Annotated in this window: 16 protein-coding genes; 7 read left to right on the plus strand and 9 right to left on the minus strand. The window is 41.9% G+C overall.

The annotated features are described in order from the left end of the window. Positions 1 to 90: 90 nt before the first annotated feature. Together J8Z24_RS19195 and J8Z24_RS19200 are read right to left on the minus strand one after the other, a co-directional pair. A complete protein-coding gene (locus tag J8Z24_RS19195; RefSeq protein WP_147390140.1) occupies positions 91 to 561 on the minus strand; it encodes an energy transducer TonB in 471 nt (156 codons plus the stop codon). Between the two features lie 72 nt (positions 562 to 633). Then, positions 634 to 1,164 carry a GNAT family N-acetyltransferase gene (locus J8Z24_RS19200; RefSeq protein WP_252095655.1) on the minus strand — a complete coding sequence of 177 codons (531 nt, stop codon included), beginning with the start codon at positions 1,162 to 1,164 and terminating at the stop codon, positions 634 to 636. Between the two features lie 485 nt (positions 1,165 to 1,649). Between J8Z24_RS19200 and J8Z24_RS19205 the strand changes: the two genes are divergently transcribed. Then, entirely contained in the window at positions 1,650 to 3,932 is a 2,283-nt protein-coding gene (locus J8Z24_RS19205; RefSeq protein ID WP_252095656.1) for an InlB B-repeat-containing protein, read from the plus strand. Between the two features lie 221 nt (positions 3,933 to 4,153). After that, positions 4,154 to 4,873: a DUF4386 family protein gene (locus J8Z24_RS19210; RefSeq protein WP_252095657.1), complete on the plus strand. Its 720-nt coding sequence runs from the start codon at positions 4,154 to 4,156 to the stop codon at positions 4,871 to 4,873. Positions 4,874 to 4,964: 91 nt separating this feature from the next. Here the strand turns inward: J8Z24_RS19210 and J8Z24_RS19215 are convergent, their stop codons facing one another. Then, entirely contained in the window at positions 4,965 to 6,155 is a 1,191-nt protein-coding gene (locus tag J8Z24_RS19215) for a helix-turn-helix domain-containing protein (protein WP_176033562.1), read from the minus strand. Between the two features lie 203 nt (positions 6,156 to 6,358). Here J8Z24_RS19215 and J8Z24_RS19220 point away from each other — a divergent pair, with 203 nt between their 5' ends. After that, the gene (locus J8Z24_RS19220) at positions 6,359 to 6,814 is read left to right on the plus strand and encodes a DUF6326 family protein (RefSeq protein WP_128732131.1); all 456 of its coding nucleotides are present in this window, start codon (positions 6,359 to 6,361) and stop codon (positions 6,812 to 6,814) included. 42 nt (positions 6,815 to 6,856) lie between these two features. Next, positions 6,857 to 7,846 (plus strand): tetratricopeptide repeat protein, encoded by a 990-nt coding sequence (locus J8Z24_RS19225; protein WP_252095658.1) that lies wholly within the window; start codon positions 6,857 to 6,859, stop codon positions 7,844 to 7,846. Positions 7,847 to 7,946: 100 nt separating this feature from the next. Here J8Z24_RS19225 and J8Z24_RS19230 read toward each other — a convergent pair whose 3' ends face one another. The 5 genes from J8Z24_RS19230 to pdxR all read right to left on the minus strand — a co-directional run bounded on the left by J8Z24_RS19230 (position 7,947) and on the right by pdxR (position 14,985). Continuing rightward, positions 7,947 to 8,495: a hypothetical protein gene (locus J8Z24_RS19230; protein WP_252095659.1), complete on the minus strand. Its 549-nt coding sequence runs from the start codon at positions 8,493 to 8,495 to the stop codon at positions 7,947 to 7,949. Between the two features lie 358 nt (positions 8,496 to 8,853). Beyond that, a complete protein-coding gene (locus tag J8Z24_RS19235; protein ID WP_176033558.1) occupies positions 8,854 to 9,369 on the minus strand; it encodes a hypothetical protein in 516 nt (171 codons plus the stop codon). A 12-nt stretch (positions 9,370 to 9,381) separates the two neighbouring features. After that, complete coding sequence (locus tag J8Z24_RS19240) at positions 9,382 to 11,214, minus strand: tyrosinase family protein (protein ID WP_252095660.1); 1,833 nt, start codon at positions 11,212 to 11,214, stop codon at positions 9,382 to 9,384. A gap of 21 nt (positions 11,215 to 11,235) precedes the next feature. Beyond that, positions 11,236 to 13,347, minus strand: coding sequence for a multicopper oxidase family protein (locus tag J8Z24_RS19245; protein ID WP_252095661.1), 2,112 nt, complete (start codon positions 13,345 to 13,347; stop codon positions 11,236 to 11,238). A 192-nt stretch (positions 13,348 to 13,539) separates the two neighbouring features. After that, the gene (pdxR, locus tag J8Z24_RS19250) at positions 13,540 to 14,985 is read right to left on the minus strand and encodes a MocR-like pyridoxine biosynthesis transcription factor PdxR (protein WP_252095662.1); all 1,446 of its coding nucleotides are present in this window, start codon (positions 14,983 to 14,985) and stop codon (positions 13,540 to 13,542) included. A gap of 94 nt (positions 14,986 to 15,079) precedes the next feature. Between pdxR and J8Z24_RS19255 the strand changes: the two genes are divergently transcribed. The 3 genes from J8Z24_RS19255 to J8Z24_RS19265 all read left to right on the plus strand — a co-directional run bounded on the left by J8Z24_RS19255 (position 15,080) and on the right by J8Z24_RS19265 (position 16,970). Further along, positions 15,080 to 15,655 carry a GNAT family N-acetyltransferase gene (locus J8Z24_RS19255; RefSeq protein WP_128731724.1) on the plus strand — a complete coding sequence of 192 codons (576 nt, stop codon included), beginning with the start codon at positions 15,080 to 15,082 and terminating at the stop codon, positions 15,653 to 15,655. Then, positions 15,652 to 16,236 carry an FMN-binding negative transcriptional regulator gene (locus J8Z24_RS19260; RefSeq protein ID WP_252095663.1) on the plus strand — a complete coding sequence of 195 codons (585 nt, stop codon included), beginning with the start codon at positions 15,652 to 15,654 and terminating at the stop codon, positions 16,234 to 16,236. The genes J8Z24_RS19255 and J8Z24_RS19260 overlap by 4 nt, the downstream gene beginning before the upstream one ends. A gap of 266 nt (positions 16,237 to 16,502) precedes the next feature. Further along, positions 16,503 to 16,970 carry a hypothetical protein gene (locus J8Z24_RS19265; RefSeq protein WP_176033555.1) on the plus strand — a complete coding sequence of 156 codons (468 nt, stop codon included), beginning with the start codon at positions 16,503 to 16,505 and terminating at the stop codon, positions 16,968 to 16,970. Between the two features lie 56 nt (positions 16,971 to 17,026). Here J8Z24_RS19265 and J8Z24_RS19270 read toward each other — a convergent pair whose 3' ends face one another. Continuing rightward, positions 17,027 to 17,908 carry a hypothetical protein gene (locus tag J8Z24_RS19270; protein ID WP_252095664.1) on the minus strand — a complete coding sequence of 294 codons (882 nt, stop codon included), beginning with the start codon at positions 17,906 to 17,908 and terminating at the stop codon, positions 17,027 to 17,029. Positions 17,909 to 18,002: the final 94 nt, after the last annotated feature.

The raw sequence follows: 18,002 nt of genomic DNA on the forward strand, positions 1-18,002 counted from the left end.
AAGGGTGTAACAAGTTGTTACACAAGTGTTTTGTTTTAGAGTTTTCATCCTAGCTGCAATGCCTAGCTATATGACAAACGAGGCAAAAGACTAACGCCTAAGTTGTGATGCAAACTGACATACTCGCTGTGCTTCATCTGCGTTGCTTTGCCCTTGGGTAACCCAAAACTCGAGCTTAGTATCAATAAGAATAGCTTGACGGGTAGAATTACCCGGCTCAGGCTCCCAGCGCCATTTATTTACCGCTTGAAGTGCTGCGTCATCAAAAACCCCTTCTGGGTAACTCTGGATCACTTTATAGCCCCCAGCTTTTCCCTCAGGAGTGATAGCTATTGATAAAGTAACGCATCCAGAGAGACCCTTTCTAGCTGCATCTATTGGGTATAATGGCTCACTCCTTTGGGTTTGCACCCAATATCCATCAGCTTGTACCTTCATCGGTAAATGTCTCATATCAAGATATTGGAAACGTTCTGCCTGTTTTTCGGTTGCTGTGGTAGCCGCATTGTTACTTTGGCACCCACAAAGTAGTAGTAATGCTACAAGCGAGATTTTTTTCATATTTAATGATTCCCTTTAAATAAAAGCGATAACGAGTGTGTAGTTGAATCTTACATATTTTGTTTGCTGCGCTTAACAGATTTTTTTATTGTAAATCTGATAGGTATAAGCATCATGCTTGTCACCCGCTATATCTAAAAATGCCGGTAAACAACTTTTACGTTTCATGCCTAATTTAACCATAAGTCTCTGAGATTGAAGATTATCGACAGCACATATGGCTTGAATAATATTAACATTAAAGCTGTTGAATCCCTGCTCAATGAGAGCGCTTGCTGCCTCTAATCCGTATCCTTTACCAATCTCACGTTCAGCCAAGCGAAGTCCAATTTCCCCTATTTTTTGCGTTTTATCAACATATTTGAACACCAACTCACCGATAAGTTGTGCTCGCGTTTTATGTATAATCGCAAGAATAAGGCGCTCACCTGATTCTGCGTTCCAGGGTTTACATGCTTGTCTCAGCCTTTCTTTTGCAGACTCTCGAGTAGCTGGCAAACCAATATACTTAGAGGTGATCGGGCTTTTTCTGTGTGCGAATACAGCATCTAAATCTGCCATTGTCATTCGCCTTATCGATAACCGTTTTGTTTCAAACTGCATCTTCACTTTCCTTATTAACCAACGTAAAACACAACCTTGCGGCCTACTCAAACACTGGCGTTACATGCTTTACATCACCACAAGGACTATTAGTTAATCGTAAAGATTATCGTTTTTTACATTTGTTCACAAATTGGAGTCAGTGGTGTCTCTGTAAAACCTATACATCATGATAAATTAGGTTGTTTACTCCAATATAAGTGCTAGTAACGCAATGTCAGATTGCTGCAAAAGTGCATCAGCGGGCAAGTACAAGATTTGTAATACAAATATGCTTAACTAAGTGATCGATTTTGAGGCAAGAGTTTTTCTGTTTAGGTGTCCTAAACAAGAAATTTTTAACGCAATGGGCGTCAGATTTAGGCCTTCGAATTGAGCAAGAATTAAGACTAATTGATATAAATTAACGTCTTAACAAAGACAGTACTCCAGCAGTTTAGATTATGCTCACTAGCAAGCTAGATAATAACTCTAAAGGAATAACAATGAGTTCAAACCGTTTATACTCAATCAAATTACTCTCTGTGCTATGTGGCATGACTATAATAACTACCCATGCTCAAGCGCAGTTACAGACTGATAACGTTATAGGCTCAGCAGTAGAGTGTAATAGCAAGATAGACTTGCTCACCGACAACCTTAAAACAACCATAGGTCACCATTCTATACCCGCAAAAGCGCAACTAGAGCTAATCGCTACAGACTGTCAGCAAGCGCAACCTACTACAACTGCCGACCGTACACCTCCTGAATTAAAGTCCATTTATCTCAGTAGCAAAACTGTTAATGTTGAACAAGGCGATAAGACCATTAATGTAACCATTCGGCTTTACGACGAAAGCGGTATCAAGAGTACGCGTGTGTATCTATCTCCTCCAACAGGGTTTAATTGGGGAACCAATAAGTCTGCGGTTGCAGCAAATTGGCAACAAACGGATGAAGTAGGCGTTTATGAAAGTACCGTTAGCTTTAACTTTACCGAAACAGACCTCAACGGCACGTGGTTTTTGACCTTAGCGATGCTAATAGATAACAACAACGCAGCACGCTTTTGGGTACGAGATAGCGAAATGGAAGCTGCAGGCTTCGACCCGTATGTCACCGTGGTGAATAGTAAAGTCTCAGAAACAGTTGCACCAGAAATAAAGAATATCACCATTTCAGCATCAGAGATTGATGTAGATTCTGGCGACAAAAACATTGATATAACCATTGAAGCTTATGATCAATCAGGAATGTCCAAAGGGGTTGTGAAACTATCGCCACCAACTCAGTATAAATCAGTAGCAACTAAACAGGCAGAATCTACACAGTGGCAAGAAACGCAAGAAGAAGGGATTTATAAATCGACTTATTCATTCGTATTTTCAGGGGATGCTCTGCCTGGTGAGTGGCTTATTTCTTCTGCAACATTAACAGATAGCAGTGGCAATACTGGCGTTTTCAACCATGGGCAATTACACCAACTTGGTGTGCCTGTTACTTTCAAAGTAAGCAACAGTAACCAGTTAGACATTTTCCCTCCCCGCACTGAATTTGTTGCGCTTTCTACAAATGAATTGTCATCCGCAGTAGGAGAGCAAAGTATTACTTTACAAGTCACTATGTCTGATACTTCTGCTATGGAAAAAGGCTACTATGTACTGCGCTCACCAGAAGGCAGCACGGCTCAGGATAAACTATTTACCATCGAGCAGTGGCAACAAGGCGACAAGGAGCATGAACAAATAGGCACTGCAACAATCCAGTTTAGTGGTGAAGAGCTAAAGAGCGCTCAAGGGGTGTGGACGTTCGAGTCAAGTATCCAAATCGACTCGAAGGGAAATTACAGCTTCGGTGCGACGGCTCGCGAACTAACAACTTTAGGGGCAACACCATACCTGTTTGTTGATGTTGATAATGTAAGTAACCTTGCAGTATTAAACCTACCAGATCCGCATTCCATTAAACTAGGTGCTTCACAGACAATAAATTTTGAAGTATCGGAGCAGACACTGAATTTGTTGCCTGACTATTTCACCATAGAAATAGACGCAGCTTCTGAACTGGCTGTGGATGTTAAATCAGAAGATCAAAATTATTCCGTGACCTGTAGTAATGAAGGCCAAACTAAATCATGTCTGTTTAGTGGTATTAGTGGAGTTAAATCAACTTCTGCGGCGCTGACTATCACGCCAAATAAAATAGGTACTTTCCCTGTATCTTTGAGACTGACAAGCCAAAATCATGAGTTAAAGTATAGTGATAATCAACGCACTTTAGCTGTGTTGGTTGATGAGCCAACGTTATTTGAAGTTATTTTTAAGAACTGGGATGGCACCTTACTCTCAACTCAAACCATTGCTGAAAATGCTCCTGCAACAGCCCCGGAAGTACCACTTAGAGAGGGCTACACCTTTTCAAACTGGAGCGCTGACTTTAGTAAAATTACGCAAGATCTCACTATTACTGCAAAGTTTCAAATTAATAAATACCAAGTCAAATTTGTAGATTGGAATGATGCGTCAATAGCAACCGTTGAAGTCGAGCATGGCGCCGCAGCAACACCTCCGAGTGCACCAACACGCAGTGGCTATACTTTTATTGGCTGGGATACGACATTTGAACGCGTAACCGGTGAGATGGTGGTAAAAGCAAAGTATCAGGCGGATCAAGGCACCGAGAGTGCTGTACAAAATGATGCCGGTAGCTCTGGTGGTAGTGTTGGCTTTTTCATTCCGTTATTGAGCGCCTTATTAATCTCGTTTAGACGTAAGTATCGTGCTTAACTAAAAGTGATGAAAGAAACGGCTCAATATAACGTATTGTGCTGTTTCTTTTTAGGGCATCATCGATTTTTCTTTGCATATCTTTTCAATTGATTTTCGCTACAGAGCGTAACCCAATATAACACCTCTTGTTACAAACAAAGCGATGCCCCTTGGTGTGTTCTACTTTATATGTTGCTAAACTGCTAACAACAATCACTTATCAGTTAGAAGGAACCTCTATGTCACTACAACAATGGGGAGGTATTGCTGCACTCACCAAAGCTGCAACTTATCTATTTGGTTTTGTGCTTTTTTTCGGTGTATTAGATACCAGTAAGTATGATACTCCTGAACTTTCTTTAGATTTCTTAATACAAAACCGAGATACATTTTTTCTTGGCTATATTGTTATCGGCATTATCTTTAGTTTAGCCTTAATTGTGTTAGTGCAGACTATTTACCAACGCTTTAAGCGGTTTTCGCCCGAACTGATGAAGTTCACTAGTGTTATTGGTTATATTTGGGCAACAATCGTGCTGGCAAGCACTTTTGTATTCTTGACCAGTATTGAAGTAATTGCAGCATTGTATGAACAAGATCCAACCTTGGCACTAACGGTAAAGCAAACCATTTCTATCGTTGTTAATGCGCTCGGAGGAGGCATTGAATTAGTGGGAGCCTTGTGGGTGCTGGCAATCAGTTATGTTGGCATAAAACATCGGGTATTTAGCCCTCTATTACATTATTGGGGGCTATTGGTCGGGTTAGCTGGGGTCTTAACTTTGTTTTCTGGTCTGTCTTTTCTCATCGAAAACCCGTTTTTTGAAGTCACCACGGCTATATTTGGTTTGGGACAGATCGTATGGTTTATTGCACTTGGTGTTATTCTCATCAAACACGCACCTGCTGGGTCATCTGACTCATATCAAGGACAAACGAGCAAGCATTCACCCATATAAAAAGTAGCTTGAATGGGAAAAGAGCTTAACCTCATTCTGTTTCAAAGCTTCTGGTTACTAGCGGGAGCTTTGGATACCACCTCCACCGGTATTATACGCGTCTGTGTTCAGTGTTTTTTTGTCTAAAAGCCTTTGGGGTCATACCCGTTTCTTTTTTAAATGCTTTGTAAAATGACGAGCGGGCATTAAACCCTACTTCAAGCGCAATATTAAGCACTGATGACTTACTTGATAGCAAATGTGACTTTGACGCTTCTATGCGCCATTGATTAACAAAATCAAAAAAGCTAACTCCTAAGGTCTCGTTTAGTGTCTGGGAAAGATAATTTGGAGACACCCCCGTGGCTTGCGCCAACTTTTGTAATGTCAGGTTGGGATCTAAAAATAATGCCTGATCTTGCATAGCCTCGTTTATTTTGCTCACAATGCGTTTTGACTGAGCAGCCCCAAGTGCAGATTTAGCGTATTTTTTATTGTCCAATTCGTTTACTATGGTTCCATCGGTTCCTTGCAAGGTGCCCGCAGCTTGAAACTCCAAAGGCAAAAGTAGCCGTTGCTTTTGTTGCATCGCAAAAAATGTCACACACCAGATCAATACCAATGCTGTAAACACCTCAAGTCTCAGTGTCAGTATGGCCTGACCCAATAAATTAGATAAAAACGTAGTAAATAGTACAAATATCCAAATACAGATCAACGCAAAGACTAAGCGCTTAGCAGCATAAAAGTGATGGTTGTCTAGGTTGGAATAGTAGCCTTTGATATGTGCATTAAATACAAACAGCCGCTTTGTGATGATAATAAGCGTATATGCACATTCAATTAACCACATACATATAAGTAACAACATCGAGACCGCTAATAAAATAGAGAAGCGTGCACTTGGCTCTTCATTTTTAACGAAAAGTGCATGGTGTTGCTCTGGTGGAAGCACGGCCATCATCGCAGCAACGAGCATCGCGGGCCATAACAACAAAAATGCGCGCAATTGTGAGCGATGCAACGTCCAGCTGTCTACCGTTGTGATCCCTTCAATATATAACCTCATTGCGGGGCACAATACAAATAGCATGACAAACCCAAAAACTGTGTAGGCTTGATACCACGTCGGTAAAAACGTCTGCACTAAGGTGTTCATCGCCAGCACACCACAAGCTGACAAAAATAGTACTAAAGGTAAGCGAAAAGTCCGAGCTCGTTGATGACTCAGCAATACTGGCACACTTAACACAATTTGACCAACAAGCATTGCGCTTAACACCATCACTATCGGATCTGTCACTTTTCACCCCTGAAATGTTATAAACAGACTTATATAGTCCTTTGTTTTTAATACTTTTAAATTTTATTTTGGCACTTTTATGTCCGTGCCTTTACGCATGGACGATCCATTCGTACATAACACTTATCCTCAAATGGCTCTGTAAGCAACCACGAAACAAAAAGTAACCTAAATGGGTACTTCATACGACTTAAGGAATTGGTATGACACATTCAACACCAGCAGATGAATACAAACAAGACCCAAAAATACGAATTAAACTAGCAACACTATGGCTTTTAGTCATGCTCAATATGGCATACGCTGACATTCTTGCTTTTGTATCAGCGTTTATCACACCAGGTGTGATTGATTCACTCATGGCCGGCTACTCTGGCGATGTTAAGCTATCACAACCTTTGCTACTGATCTCTGCAATATTAATAGAGATCCCAATCGCCATGATTTTTCTATCTCAGTTTCTTAACTATCAATGGAACCGAGTATGTAACCTGATTGCCGCCCCATTAACCTTTGTATTTATACTCGCAGGCGTTGAAACTGAGCCATTTTATGTTTTCTTGGCAACCATTCAGCTCACTTTACTTTTATACATCGCATGGACAGCCATTAGGTGGCCTAATCCACTCACCCTTTCTGTGCAAAAAACACTTTCATAAACTCGCAGCCATTACATATTGTTGAATTTAAGGAATAAAACTATGTATATTCACGCTATATTACTATTTATGTTATTCGCCCATAGCACACTTACCCATGCTAACCTTGAACTCAGTCAACAAGCGTTTGATGAAGGAAACCTGCACCTTGCTCAGTCATTGTTAATCGAGCAACCGGCCTCAAGTTATAAAAAACCATTGCTGCTTGCCCACATTGCCATGAGGCGCGATGATTATAAAGCGGCGCGACAGCAAATCGAAGAGGCACTCAATCTTTACCCAACAGTGCCAGAACTTTATTTTGCCCACTCTCAAGTGGTGGCAAAAATCGCTGAACAAGCCAGTATTTTTAGTGTTGCAAGACATATCAAATCCCTCAAGCAATCTCTTATCAAAGCTGTTGAGCTTGCACCAGAGCACTCCGATTATCGTAGCGCTCTCATCAAGTTTTACATTAATGCCCCGTCGATGTTTGGCGGTGATAAGCAAGAAGCTAAAAGACACATTGAAAAACTAGAAAAAACAGACGCTTTCTCTGCTCTATTAACACGGCTATGGCTGTATGCAAGGTTAGACGAGCAAGCAAAGTTTACTTATGAACTTGAACAAGGAGTACAGCAATACCCTCTAGAGCCTGCGCTTTATCATACTTTAGGTGCACTGTACTACGAATTAGACAAGCCACAACTTGCCTTATCATATTTACGTCAAGCCACCGAGATAAAAGCACAAACCAAAACACAACAAAAATACAAAGCCTTGTCGTTAGTATTGATAGGGACTGTTAGTCTGCAACTTGAAGCGCACTATGATGAAGGCCAAAAAGCGTTAGAGCAATACCTAAATAACATGACCCCAAGTCATGATATGCCTGATAAGAGTCAGGTTAAATTTAAGTTAGCAACCATCGCCATACAGCAAAACAATGGTGAAATTGCCCGGCAATGGCTACAAGCGGTAATACGGGAAACGCCAAGCAACAAACTCAAACGCGAAGCGAAATCCGCACTCAAGAAGCTGACTCGCTCGTAACGAGTACTTTCGCTTTGCAGCAACATAAAGTAAGAGGGCTTACCTGCACTCTTACTCTTTGTGCGTAAATTAGCCGCACTAGGATTATGACCGCTCTGCATTACTCCCAGCGCATCACACTATCGTAGGTTTCACAATACTGCATAGCGTCTTGCGCTTCTACAATAAAAAGTTGCTGAGACTCAGAAACAGGATAACTGAGATATTCCGAACATTTTGCACTTTGGCCATTGCCAACCACGACTTTGGTTCCAGCCTTTAACGTGCATTTTACCAACTTATCCAGAGGTGACCATTGGTAGCAAATCTCAAAATCTTTGCGATAGTCAGCTGTGAGACCAGATGGGCGTGAAAATGACCACCATTGACCAAACTGGCTTTTTGGATTGGTGCTGTTCCACGCTCTATACACAACAATGTCTTGCGTGCTTTGATAAACGGCGCCTTGACACAATTTGCCTTGCAATGGCGCTCCTATCGCCTTGGAAAGTAAAGCGTCGTCTTGGATTGGCAAAAATTTATCGCTAAATTCACTTTGCACCGCAGTACTGCCGATACAGTATGACTGTGGCTCTGCTGTTGCCGCTGTGTGGGTATTGGCACACCCTTGAAGCGCACCGAGAGCAATAAAAATACCAACCTTCTTCATATTAGCTACCTAATTTTACTGATTTAACCTGAGGTTTAGATAAGGAAAAGGAATGCGCTAACTCTGGTTTTTAAAGTCACACTGAATTATTGCTGCTCTAGCCAGAGAGTTTTGGCGAAAACACCGCTTCTGCTCACACCGAGGTACCTACATCATGTAGGCAAACCGAATTCACTTCCAATAGCTGGGATTAGAAGTGAATTCAATTCAGTTCGCGCTAACACCAAATGCTATAAAAACATTAATAATCAAAACTTTAGCTTGATTTAACCAAGCAGGCTACGCTTTTGCCTTTTCCAATTTAACTTTGCTACGCGCCAGCGTTGAAATTGAGATTAGCTTTGGCTTCTAGTTCCGCTTACTTTTGCATTCCTGTCGAAATCCAACTATCAAAATCTGCAATTTTATTTCGACTCAGGCGACCCGACGGTGGCATGGCATGGGCTGCATTTACGTGAATAATGGCTTGTTCGACACTGGCTTCGACAGCCCCTTCAATACCTTCCACAATCGCCTCTAATTTATGAATACTATCTATGATATCAATGAGACGACTCTCAAAGTTCACATTGAAGCCCTCAATATTATTAGATAATACATAGGTCTCAGTAGTACGCAGCGCTCGTAATTGGGCTAATACATTTCGCGCATCTATTATTTGTGAAAGGTATTCGGTGGTATCTGCCGCTTTAGTTTTGTCCAAGTCGTGACCATGAATTGCTACTTGTATTTGTGAGGCAAACCGCACCACAACATCATAATCAGACAAGTCTAAAAACTCTGTGCCATCATCATCCGAAACTTGGATGTTTCTCATGCAATTGGTTGCACTGGCAAAATTATTTTTGACTTGATCAAAAGTCACTTGAGCCATGTCCATTCCCCCTTATTTAAACTCAATTTTTAATGGTTCAAAGTGGTCAGCAGTTGCAGCTTCATGACCGCTTACTACCAGTACCAATTGCCATGGTTTGGCTTTATTTTTACCACGCAGGATGGCCCCGATTAGATGTACTAACTCTTGATCTAAAGAGACTGATGAGGCTTTACTCATATGTTCACTGTGTCCGCCATGACCATCGTGGGCACTATGATCACCTAGTGCCCAATACGCCGTACTGACCGCTAAGTGGCTCGCCCTAAAGTCATCATTTTTAATCACCTCTGGCGTTACTTTGACGCTTGCTGGAACCAAATAAATGTCAGCTTGAAAGCTGTAGTCTTCAATGTCCATAGGCTTGCGAACAATCTTTAACTGCGCCGTATTAATCGTCGTAAAATTAGCCTCAGGTAATATCAGCTTACTTGTTTTGATTTGCGACTCAGTTACGCGCGACGCGGGTGCATGTGCGCCATAGCTTAATAACTCACTGAATAATGACGCAGTCGTATCAATGGATTGACGTGTAGTGCCATCTTGAAGATAGAAGTCAAAGCCAGCATCGCGATGCTTTTTAATCAGCTGCGCGATAACTTCACCATCTATAAACTCCTTGCTCGGATCCGCATAGTTATAGCCAACTTTCTCACTATCAAAGTACAACTCTGCACGGCCCATATTGGCAAACCGTCCTTCAACAGGCTTGGTTTTTCCTTCACTAAAACCTTGTGGTACAGGTAATGAGTCACTTTGTGTGCCGCGCATGAACATACGCCCACCAGTGACACAATATTCGTTATTATTTACACATTTAGCAGCATTTGTTTGCAGCCATTGATCGTACGCAAAGTCGATAAAAGCATGAAACGAATAGAAAACTGGATCAAACCCTGCTTGGCTATTATCTTCCATAAAGCAAACTGGTCGATTTGACTGCCCTTCACATCCAGCATAAATGGCGTGCATTGGGTTATGAATTTGCGCTTCAAACGCGCCAAAATTACCCGCGCGGTTATAAGGAGAGCCACCAAACTCACGCCAATTATTAAAGTGGATTTGGTATGCTAGAAGATAGGGTGAGGTATAACCACAACTAAGTGGTTTGTCCGCTGTCGAGTCTGAGCGATTGAAGCCACAGAAATTTGGATCAGAGACCGTCGAACTGCGTCTATTGTTACTAGGGCTCAGCGCTGGCTTCATGTTTCGATGAATTGAATACAAGGGTGATTGTGTATTCTCAAATGCCTTAGGGTAGCGCTGGCCAGTCGGTGCTTTGGTAAAGTTCCAAAAAGGGACTGTTACATTTTTAGTGCTTGGGCCAAACTTGCCCTCGGGATCAGCATTTTGTAATGCCTTTTCAAAGAAGTAAAACTCCGCCCGATGCCAATGCAAAAATGTATCTTTGGCATGTTCACACTGACCAGGATGAACTTTCACAAAATCATCATCACCCAGCCCTAGTTTGCTTTTCAGCAAGGGTCTAAAGTCACAATATTGCAAAAACTCATTACTATTACCAATCCAGTCCTGTTGTGTGCTCAATGCTGCTAATGGCACTACACTTTGGTTCTTAGGTTGCCACACGGTAGGGCAATTATGCACCCAAGCTTGCCACAAAAAGCCTTGAGGATCGTAAATATTGTCACGACTCTTTTGCTTCATTCTGGCAATAGCGTGCTCATAGGCCTTTAGCTCATTATCCGTCAAGGCATCGATGTTTTTTCTGGTTAGCACTTCATCATGGCGTGGCGGCTCGCTTGGAGGTGAAGTTAACTTACAGCCCCCAGTAAAAGCCGCCAGAGTCGCTAACGCCAATGAGCTTAATGTATTACTTTTCATCTTCATTTTCCTTAACGAGTATTACTTGCTCTCTATTAACTTCACTTTTTGCATCATGCCTTGATCTTCATGATCCAGAATATGGCAATGTAATACAAATTCACCGGTGTATTGTTGTTTTACATTGCCGTTAAAGCCTGGCAGAGACTCCGGATAGCGATACTTGCTATAAACCACAGTATGCGGTGCCGAGCCTGATAAATTGACGCCATTTTTGTCAGTTTGAGGCTTATCTGCGCCTTTTTCTATCGCTAATGTATCTCGCCACACCCATTGCTCTTTTCCATCAGGCCCCACTCTTGGGGCATAAAAAGGGTTCACATGAATATGAAACGGGTGCATTGGCGCAAGCCCTCGAGTACATAAGTCCCATCTTTGCCATGTGCCCAGTGTCAATTCTCGAGTTTCGATTTGACCATAAGGTTTACCATCTACAGAGAAAATAGTGTCTTTGTCTTTCTCTTTATCACTGAGATGATGGTTATCTAAAAGCACCCCATTGTTAATATCTTCATTCCAAATGTTCTGACAATTAAAGTCTTTTTTCTCTTGTTTTGCCGTTGCTATCGCTGCATTGACTGACACGCGAGATCCCAGATAAAACATCATGCTTTCTTTATTTTCGCTCTTATCCATCGCGGCGATTTCACCTTGGGTTGGTGCATCATGAGCACGGTAAGATATTAGCTCAGCACTGGTTGGTAACACCGCATCTTTGCTGGCAACAGGTTCACCTTTTACTACTATTTGTAGTAACTCAGCGGTGTCTTCTGGTACACCCTGCAAAGATTTTTGCGGTGCAGAGTCTAAATCCACTAACCAGTACACCCCCGCTTTACTTGGTGCTTGATACAGGTAGTCAGCACGATAACCAGGTTGAAGTGCTTCAATTTCAGTCTTTTGACCGTCTAATTGCCATCTATCGATGCGGCCGGTATTGAGACCATCAACCGATATTTGGTTCAAAAAGCCCAGTGGAACTGGGTTCATATTGTTTTGCCATTCAGGCTTATCGATCACAGACAACTTTATCGTTTCTCGTACACCTGCATGGATAAAGCGCCAGCGCTGAATTTCATTTGGTCGCATCTCAATTTTTGGTACAACCTGACCATTAATCAGTGTTCTTCGTTTGGTTTTTTGCCAGTCTCCAGGGCCAAAAATATTGAGTGCTTTATCGTCCGCTTTACAATCCTTAACGTACTCAGGTCGTTCATCGGCTTCATAATATTCAATGGTACCATTACAGTCATAGGCAACCTGCTGAAGCACAAACAGCTGATCTGTCTTGTCTTTGATCTGAGCTTGAGTACCAATATCTTTTTTAGGGTTACCGCCTTCAATAATAATGGCACCTGCCATACCACTAGAAACTTGTAATGCTGTAGAGCCGTGAACATGGGCGTGATACCAGAATGTTCCCTGAGGATGAGATTCAGGTATTCTCACTTCATATTCAAACCCTTGACCTGGCTGGATCTCAAGTAGTACGTTGTCACTTCGCTCGCTCGGTGATACCCATAAGCCATGGGTATGGAAATTAGTGACATTAAAGTTATGCGGGGTGTTGATGTGATTGGCTTCTTCATCTGATAGCATGGCATTTGAGTGATGACCCGCATGACCTTTTCCTGAGCATAAATAATCAGGTGCAAGTTCACAGCTCGGTAAGCGATTTTCAAGCGTGAAACGCAATACATCTCCCGGAGCAACTTTAAGCGTCGGTCCAACTGGTGCAGGTTTAAATTCTTTTTGGCCATCTTGTTTATACGCATAGTTTCTTAACCACGTATTACACCCTGCTATCTCTCGCTCGTGATACTGTACCGCTAAAGTAAAGTTAAGTGAGCCACCTTTTGATTGGATGACGGCAGGCGCTACAAACTTATCCAGTTCTGGCGCAATATATTGATAGTCGCAGCTATTTATTCCTTGGGCATGGGCTGCTGATATAAACTCGGGTGTTATGTTAACGGGGTTATAATCTCGTAGATCAAAGTAATTCGGTTCGAATACTTTGTGCTGCTCACTATGGTTTGGGTGATCCGCTGTGTGGCTCTCATGTGAGTGTTCTACTGAAGTACATGAGGCGGTCATAACCACACCTAAAATCGGTAGTATCGGGTTTTTCATATGCGCTGCTTATATGCGTTACAAGTATGTAAAAACAATATTAAAAGCAAAAAAAATATAGCGCTATTACATGGCATTACATCAAATTACGAGCGTCAAACTGTTAATGCTAAGTTTTTCGAATAAAAATCATATTCTCGGCGAGACATCGAGCACCTTAGCTCTGGATACTTTGTGGCTCAATATCAAAATTCAGCAAACCCTTTCCACTAACTCAAATAACTCGTCAAGCCCAGTACGTTGCTGCTCAATGGCTTGTGCTGCAAAACCCAAGCGTATATGGCTAAACCGACTTCCTTTATCAAGTGAAAATTCTGGTTCACATTGCACATAAATATCCTGCTTTTTCGCCAAACGAGACAACTCAGAAACATCACGTTTGCTATCCACCCAATATGCCATACCACCTTGGGGGACAATAAAATCAATATTTAAACGCTCCTTAAGTTCACTTAAATGTGTATTCATGGCTTGATGACGCGTCTGATACGCTTTAGTCATGCGTCTCATATGCCGCTCAAACCCGCCCTCTTCCATCCAGTAAGCCACTGCCAATTGAGTTAGCGCGTCATTCTTATGATTCAACAATTGCTTTCGAGCCACAAGCTGCGCTAACACATCAGCCCGAGCACTCAAATATCCGACTCTTGCGCCTGCAAACATGATTTTAGAAAAGCTAGAAATATAAATCACAATGCCACTGGGGTCATTTGCTGCCATCGGCTGAAGCGGTGGACACAAATAATGAAATTCATGATCATAATCATCTTCAATGATGAACACGCCGTACTGTTGACATAGCTGATAAATTGCCATCCGCCGTGGTACAGATAACGTAACCGTTGTGGGATATTGATGCAGCGGTGTCAAGTACAGCAATTTAATATTATTTTGCCGCAAACAACGCGCTAGAGCCTCAACTTTGATCCCTTCATCATCCTGTGCCAACGCAAAAATATTAGCACCGATACTTTTAAAAGCATGTCTTGCGGGAGGGTAGCCCAGCATTTCAATTGCCACTCCATCGCCTTTATTGATAAACGCACTGGCAACCAACGATAGTGCCTCTTGAGCACCATTACACACCAATAAATCGTCACAAATAAGACCCCGGGCTCGGCGCAGGTACGTTTGGATTTGGACTTTTAATAACCCACAACCTGCACCACCTGCGTAATGGAAGTGCTCAATATTACTCTTACGACATGCCTTCACTAAGTAACGCTTAAACTCATCATATGGAAATGCACTCAAGTCAGGCAAGCCTCCTGCGAAATTATAGCGAAAGCCACTGCGCTCGCTGTCTTTAGGAGGGTTAAGAACAGCAGCAAACCTTGGCGCGACTACAACATTTGGCGACAATGCCGTGCTCACCTGCTCACTACTTGATATTGGCAGTTGAGCATTTACCCAATACCCACTTCTTTCCTTTACGACTAGCCACCCTTCAGCTACTAAATTTTGTAAGGCGGACATCACAGTGTGGCGGTTCATTCCGTGAAGTTGCGCAAGTTTACGTGCAGAAGGAAGCTTATCACTTGGCTTTAATTTACCTTGCTTGATCATGCTCCGTAATTGATTAGCAAGCTTTTTATGTTTTGCCTCTGACTGATGAGAGTTAGTGTCTATCGAAATCACAAACTGGTCTATTTAAATTGTATATTCTGGTTGTTTTATATCAACCAAAAACAGCGCATTATGCAAGCAGTAAAACACAAGAGGTGCAATTATAATGCTATCAAAACAAACCTTAGAATCTAGCCGGATAAGATTGGTTCCACTGGCGAGTGAACACCTTCCTGAATTACTACGCTGCGGTAAAGATAGTGAGCTTTGGAAGTGGGTATTTACTAACTATTGTCGAGATCAACGCACTATAGAGCAATGGTTTTATGGTTCTGCTCAATTTGATGAAAGCGAACAATTAGTGGTAGCAATCATAGACAAAGCATCAGGTAAAGTAGCAGGTAATACTCGGCTTTTTAGAGTCGATAAGTTAAACCTAAGCGCAGAAATTGGCCATACCTTCGTTGCCACTCAGTTTCAGCGCACTCATATAAATACCCACGCCAAGTACTTGCTTTTAAAGTACGCATTTGAAGCAATTGGATTAGTCCGGGTGCAGTTCCAAACTCATGAACAAAATCAAAAATCTCGTGATGCCATCACAAGATTGGGCGCACAGTTTGAAGGTATATCTCTCAAAGATAGGCGCTTACCCAATGGCAACTATCGTAACACCGCACGCTTTTCTATTACTGATGAAATGTGGTCAGACGTAAAAATGAATTTAGAGGCAAAGCTATGAGCTATCCAAGAAAGTATTACACCGAAAACAACCAAGAAACACTATATGCACTCATCGCGATGAACCCCCTTGCAACGATTAACGTGATCCAAGCAAACAAAGTTCGTTCTGTTTTTATACCACTCACCCTAAGTGATGATAAAACCTACTTACTGGGGCACGCTACTAAAGATAACCCACTCTTTAGTGAAGATGATGATAGCTTACAAGCCATTTTTCATTGTCAGAATCATTACCTATCACCTGCGCTGCTTCCCGACATCCAATTACCGACTTGGCTATATGCCAACGTGATTGTTGAAGGTGAGCTAACCTTGGTCAGCCAAGACAATGAAAAATACGCACTAATGCAAAACCAATTACAGCACTTTGAGCAGTTTTCACGAAGCAATTGGCAGCTTGATAGTGTACCACAACCACAACAACGGTCTCTTTTTAATGCCATTAACTTCTTTCAAATCAGGATCACACAACTACACGGCGCTTTTAAGTTAAGCCAAAACAAATCACCGCATACCCGCATGCAGATTAAGGCTCACCTTGAGCAGTATAAACCCACATTGAGTCAACGAATTATATAAATAACCTGCGAGTTGAACGTAATTTGATAGTAATCACCAACATTAAAAAAAGGTGACATCTATGCCTGTTTTTACTATGTTATCCAACGGATTGGATAACAATCAACCTAAATCTGTATCTATACTGCTAGACTGACCTTAGAGTAAGTTACTTTGTAAGGCTAATTTTCACCAAAACCGAATATATTAGGCTGGTGCTGCTAATAGTGTCTCACCGCACCAGCTGCTATGTTTCAATAAAAAACTTCTATTTTAAGGATAAAATAATGAAAAAATTGACCATGCTTGTCTCTTTATACTTACTCAGCGGTTGTGCAACAACAGACTACACTACTATCCCCCTCAGCAACGCCTCGCTATCTAATCTAAAAACGTCAGAAACAGGGAACATACAGCAACGAGAGCACACGGTTACTGTCTCGTTTGATTACGCCATTGAAAATTTCAATGAAGCAACCAATCTATACACTTGCTCTGTGCTATTTATTAACGTTGATGGTACAGCCGTCACCAGCACCAAAAGCGGTAAAAAACATCCCTGTATACTTGATAGTGCCAACGGCAGTATTTCTGTAAGCTGGCCTACACCACTGGATAAGAGCAGAAATGCACCTCAAATGGTGCTATCAAGAATGAAATATCCAATTGAGTACTTTGTTACTATCCATCAAAAAACGGGCAAACATTCCACAAAATTAATTGCAAAGTCAGAAGTAATTAAAAGCCGTCTATAATCTGACATTGTGAATATGCGTTAGCCTCACAGCACGTAAAGCGTAACTGTGGGCTACTACAGTTCACTTTGTTGCCTGATCTGCGCCCTTGTGGGCGCATTGGATGGTGTAAAATATTCAACTTCAGCATCCGCCCCAAAGGCTTGCGTAAACAGTTCGGCTACCTGCGAGGGGGAGCGCTTGGGATCTATCATAAACAAAGGCTCAAGTTCAGCGTTATCAATACCTTTTTGCTGCGCTATATCCAATAGCTTTCTGCCCATATCAGCAAAGCCATTTTCATCTATACCACCCACTATCTGGCCTTCCACTTTAAATACTGCCACTTGAGGAGCTTGATCAAACATGATTTTATTACGCAGATATTGGTCTTGCTCCAGCTTCGCTTGATCGCTTGCGTGCTGACGTGAAGTGATTTCTTCTGCCACAAAACTCTGAAAGCTTCGGCCAGTGTATCGCTCAAAGATTTCGGCATTAGTTGGCCGATTTGAACCTTGGAAAACCTCAACCATAGCGCCATCGCCATATTTTTGCTGAACTAGTCGTTGCAGCTGCTTTACATCGCCATTAGCTTGTTTGATAAGCTCTCCAGCTTCATTCTTACTTGTTATGTAACCCTGCTGATTTTGATATGCCTTCAGCTCACCGTTGATAGTAATACCAAGCACAACTTCCTGTGTTTGCCCATGCTTCAAATAGGCTGATTGAGCTACATCAGGTAACACCTGACTTCTTTCTAGGATCTGCTTAATGTCATTGAGGGCTTCTGTTGAAATCTTGTTGATGGCTTTATTTTCTATCTGAAACATCAGATTAGTTTTTCCAACAAGGTCTGTGGACTGTTCAGTAGCGTGTGCTTTTTTTGAGGATAATGATTCAGCCCCGGTGCTCAACATCGAGTTATATGCACCCTTTGGACTTACCGAATTAAAATACATAACCTAGCTCCTTGATTAAAAATCAATATCGGTGTTTTATTGCCGCATGGCGGCGCCTTTGTAGTTTTTAGCAAAAAATACGCCAAATTTATGA

The sequence above is a fragment of the Pseudoalteromonas sp. SCSIO 43201 genome, assembly GCF_023716725.1.
In the GTDB taxonomy this organism is placed as follows: domain Bacteria; phylum Pseudomonadota; class Gammaproteobacteria; order Enterobacterales; family Alteromonadaceae; genus Pseudoalteromonas; species Pseudoalteromonas peptidolytica.

What these genes read in the sequence shown, in the direction of transcription:
- J8Z24_RS19195 (WP_147390140.1), bottom strand. Translation starts at nt 561, where the DNA reads ATGAAAAAAATCTCGCTTGTAGCATTACTACTACTTTGTGGGTGCCAA.
- J8Z24_RS19200 (WP_252095655.1), bottom strand. Translation starts at nt 1,164, where the DNA reads ATGCAGTTTGAAACAAAACGGTTATCGATAAGGCGAATGACAATGGCA.
- J8Z24_RS19205 (WP_252095656.1), top strand. Translation starts at nt 1,650, where the DNA reads ATGAGTTCAAACCGTTTATACTCAATCAAATTACTCTCTGTGCTATGT.
- J8Z24_RS19210 (WP_252095657.1), top strand. Translation starts at nt 4,154, where the DNA reads ATGTCACTACAACAATGGGGAGGTATTGCTGCACTCACCAAAGCTGCA.
- J8Z24_RS19220 (WP_128732131.1), top strand. Translation starts at nt 6,359, where the DNA reads ATGACACATTCAACACCAGCAGATGAATACAAACAAGACCCAAAAATA.
- J8Z24_RS19225 (WP_252095658.1), top strand. Translation starts at nt 6,857, where the DNA reads ATGTATATTCACGCTATATTACTATTTATGTTATTCGCCCATAGCACA.
- J8Z24_RS19230 (WP_252095659.1), bottom strand. Translation starts at nt 8,495, where the DNA reads ATGAAGAAGGTTGGTATTTTTATTGCTCTCGGTGCGCTTCAAGGGTGT.
- J8Z24_RS19235 (WP_176033558.1), bottom strand. Translation starts at nt 9,369, where the DNA reads ATGGCTCAAGTGACTTTTGATCAAGTCAAAAATAATTTTGCCAGTGCA.
- J8Z24_RS19240 (WP_252095660.1), bottom strand. Translation starts at nt 11,214, where the DNA reads ATGAAAAGTAATACATTAAGCTCATTGGCGTTAGCGACTCTGGCGGCT.
- J8Z24_RS19245 (WP_252095661.1), bottom strand. Translation starts at nt 13,347, where the DNA reads ATGAAAAACCCGATACTACCGATTTTAGGTGTGGTTATGACCGCCTCA.
- J8Z24_RS19255 (WP_128731724.1), top strand. Translation starts at nt 15,080, where the DNA reads ATGCTATCAAAACAAACCTTAGAATCTAGCCGGATAAGATTGGTTCCA.
- J8Z24_RS19260 (WP_252095663.1), top strand. Translation starts at nt 15,652, where the DNA reads ATGAGCTATCCAAGAAAGTATTACACCGAAAACAACCAAGAAACACTA.
- J8Z24_RS19265 (WP_176033555.1), top strand. Translation starts at nt 16,503, where the DNA reads ATGAAAAAATTGACCATGCTTGTCTCTTTATACTTACTCAGCGGTTGT.
- J8Z24_RS19270 (WP_252095664.1), bottom strand. Translation starts at nt 17,908, where the DNA reads ATGTATTTTAATTCGGTAAGTCCAAAGGGTGCATATAACTCGATGTTG.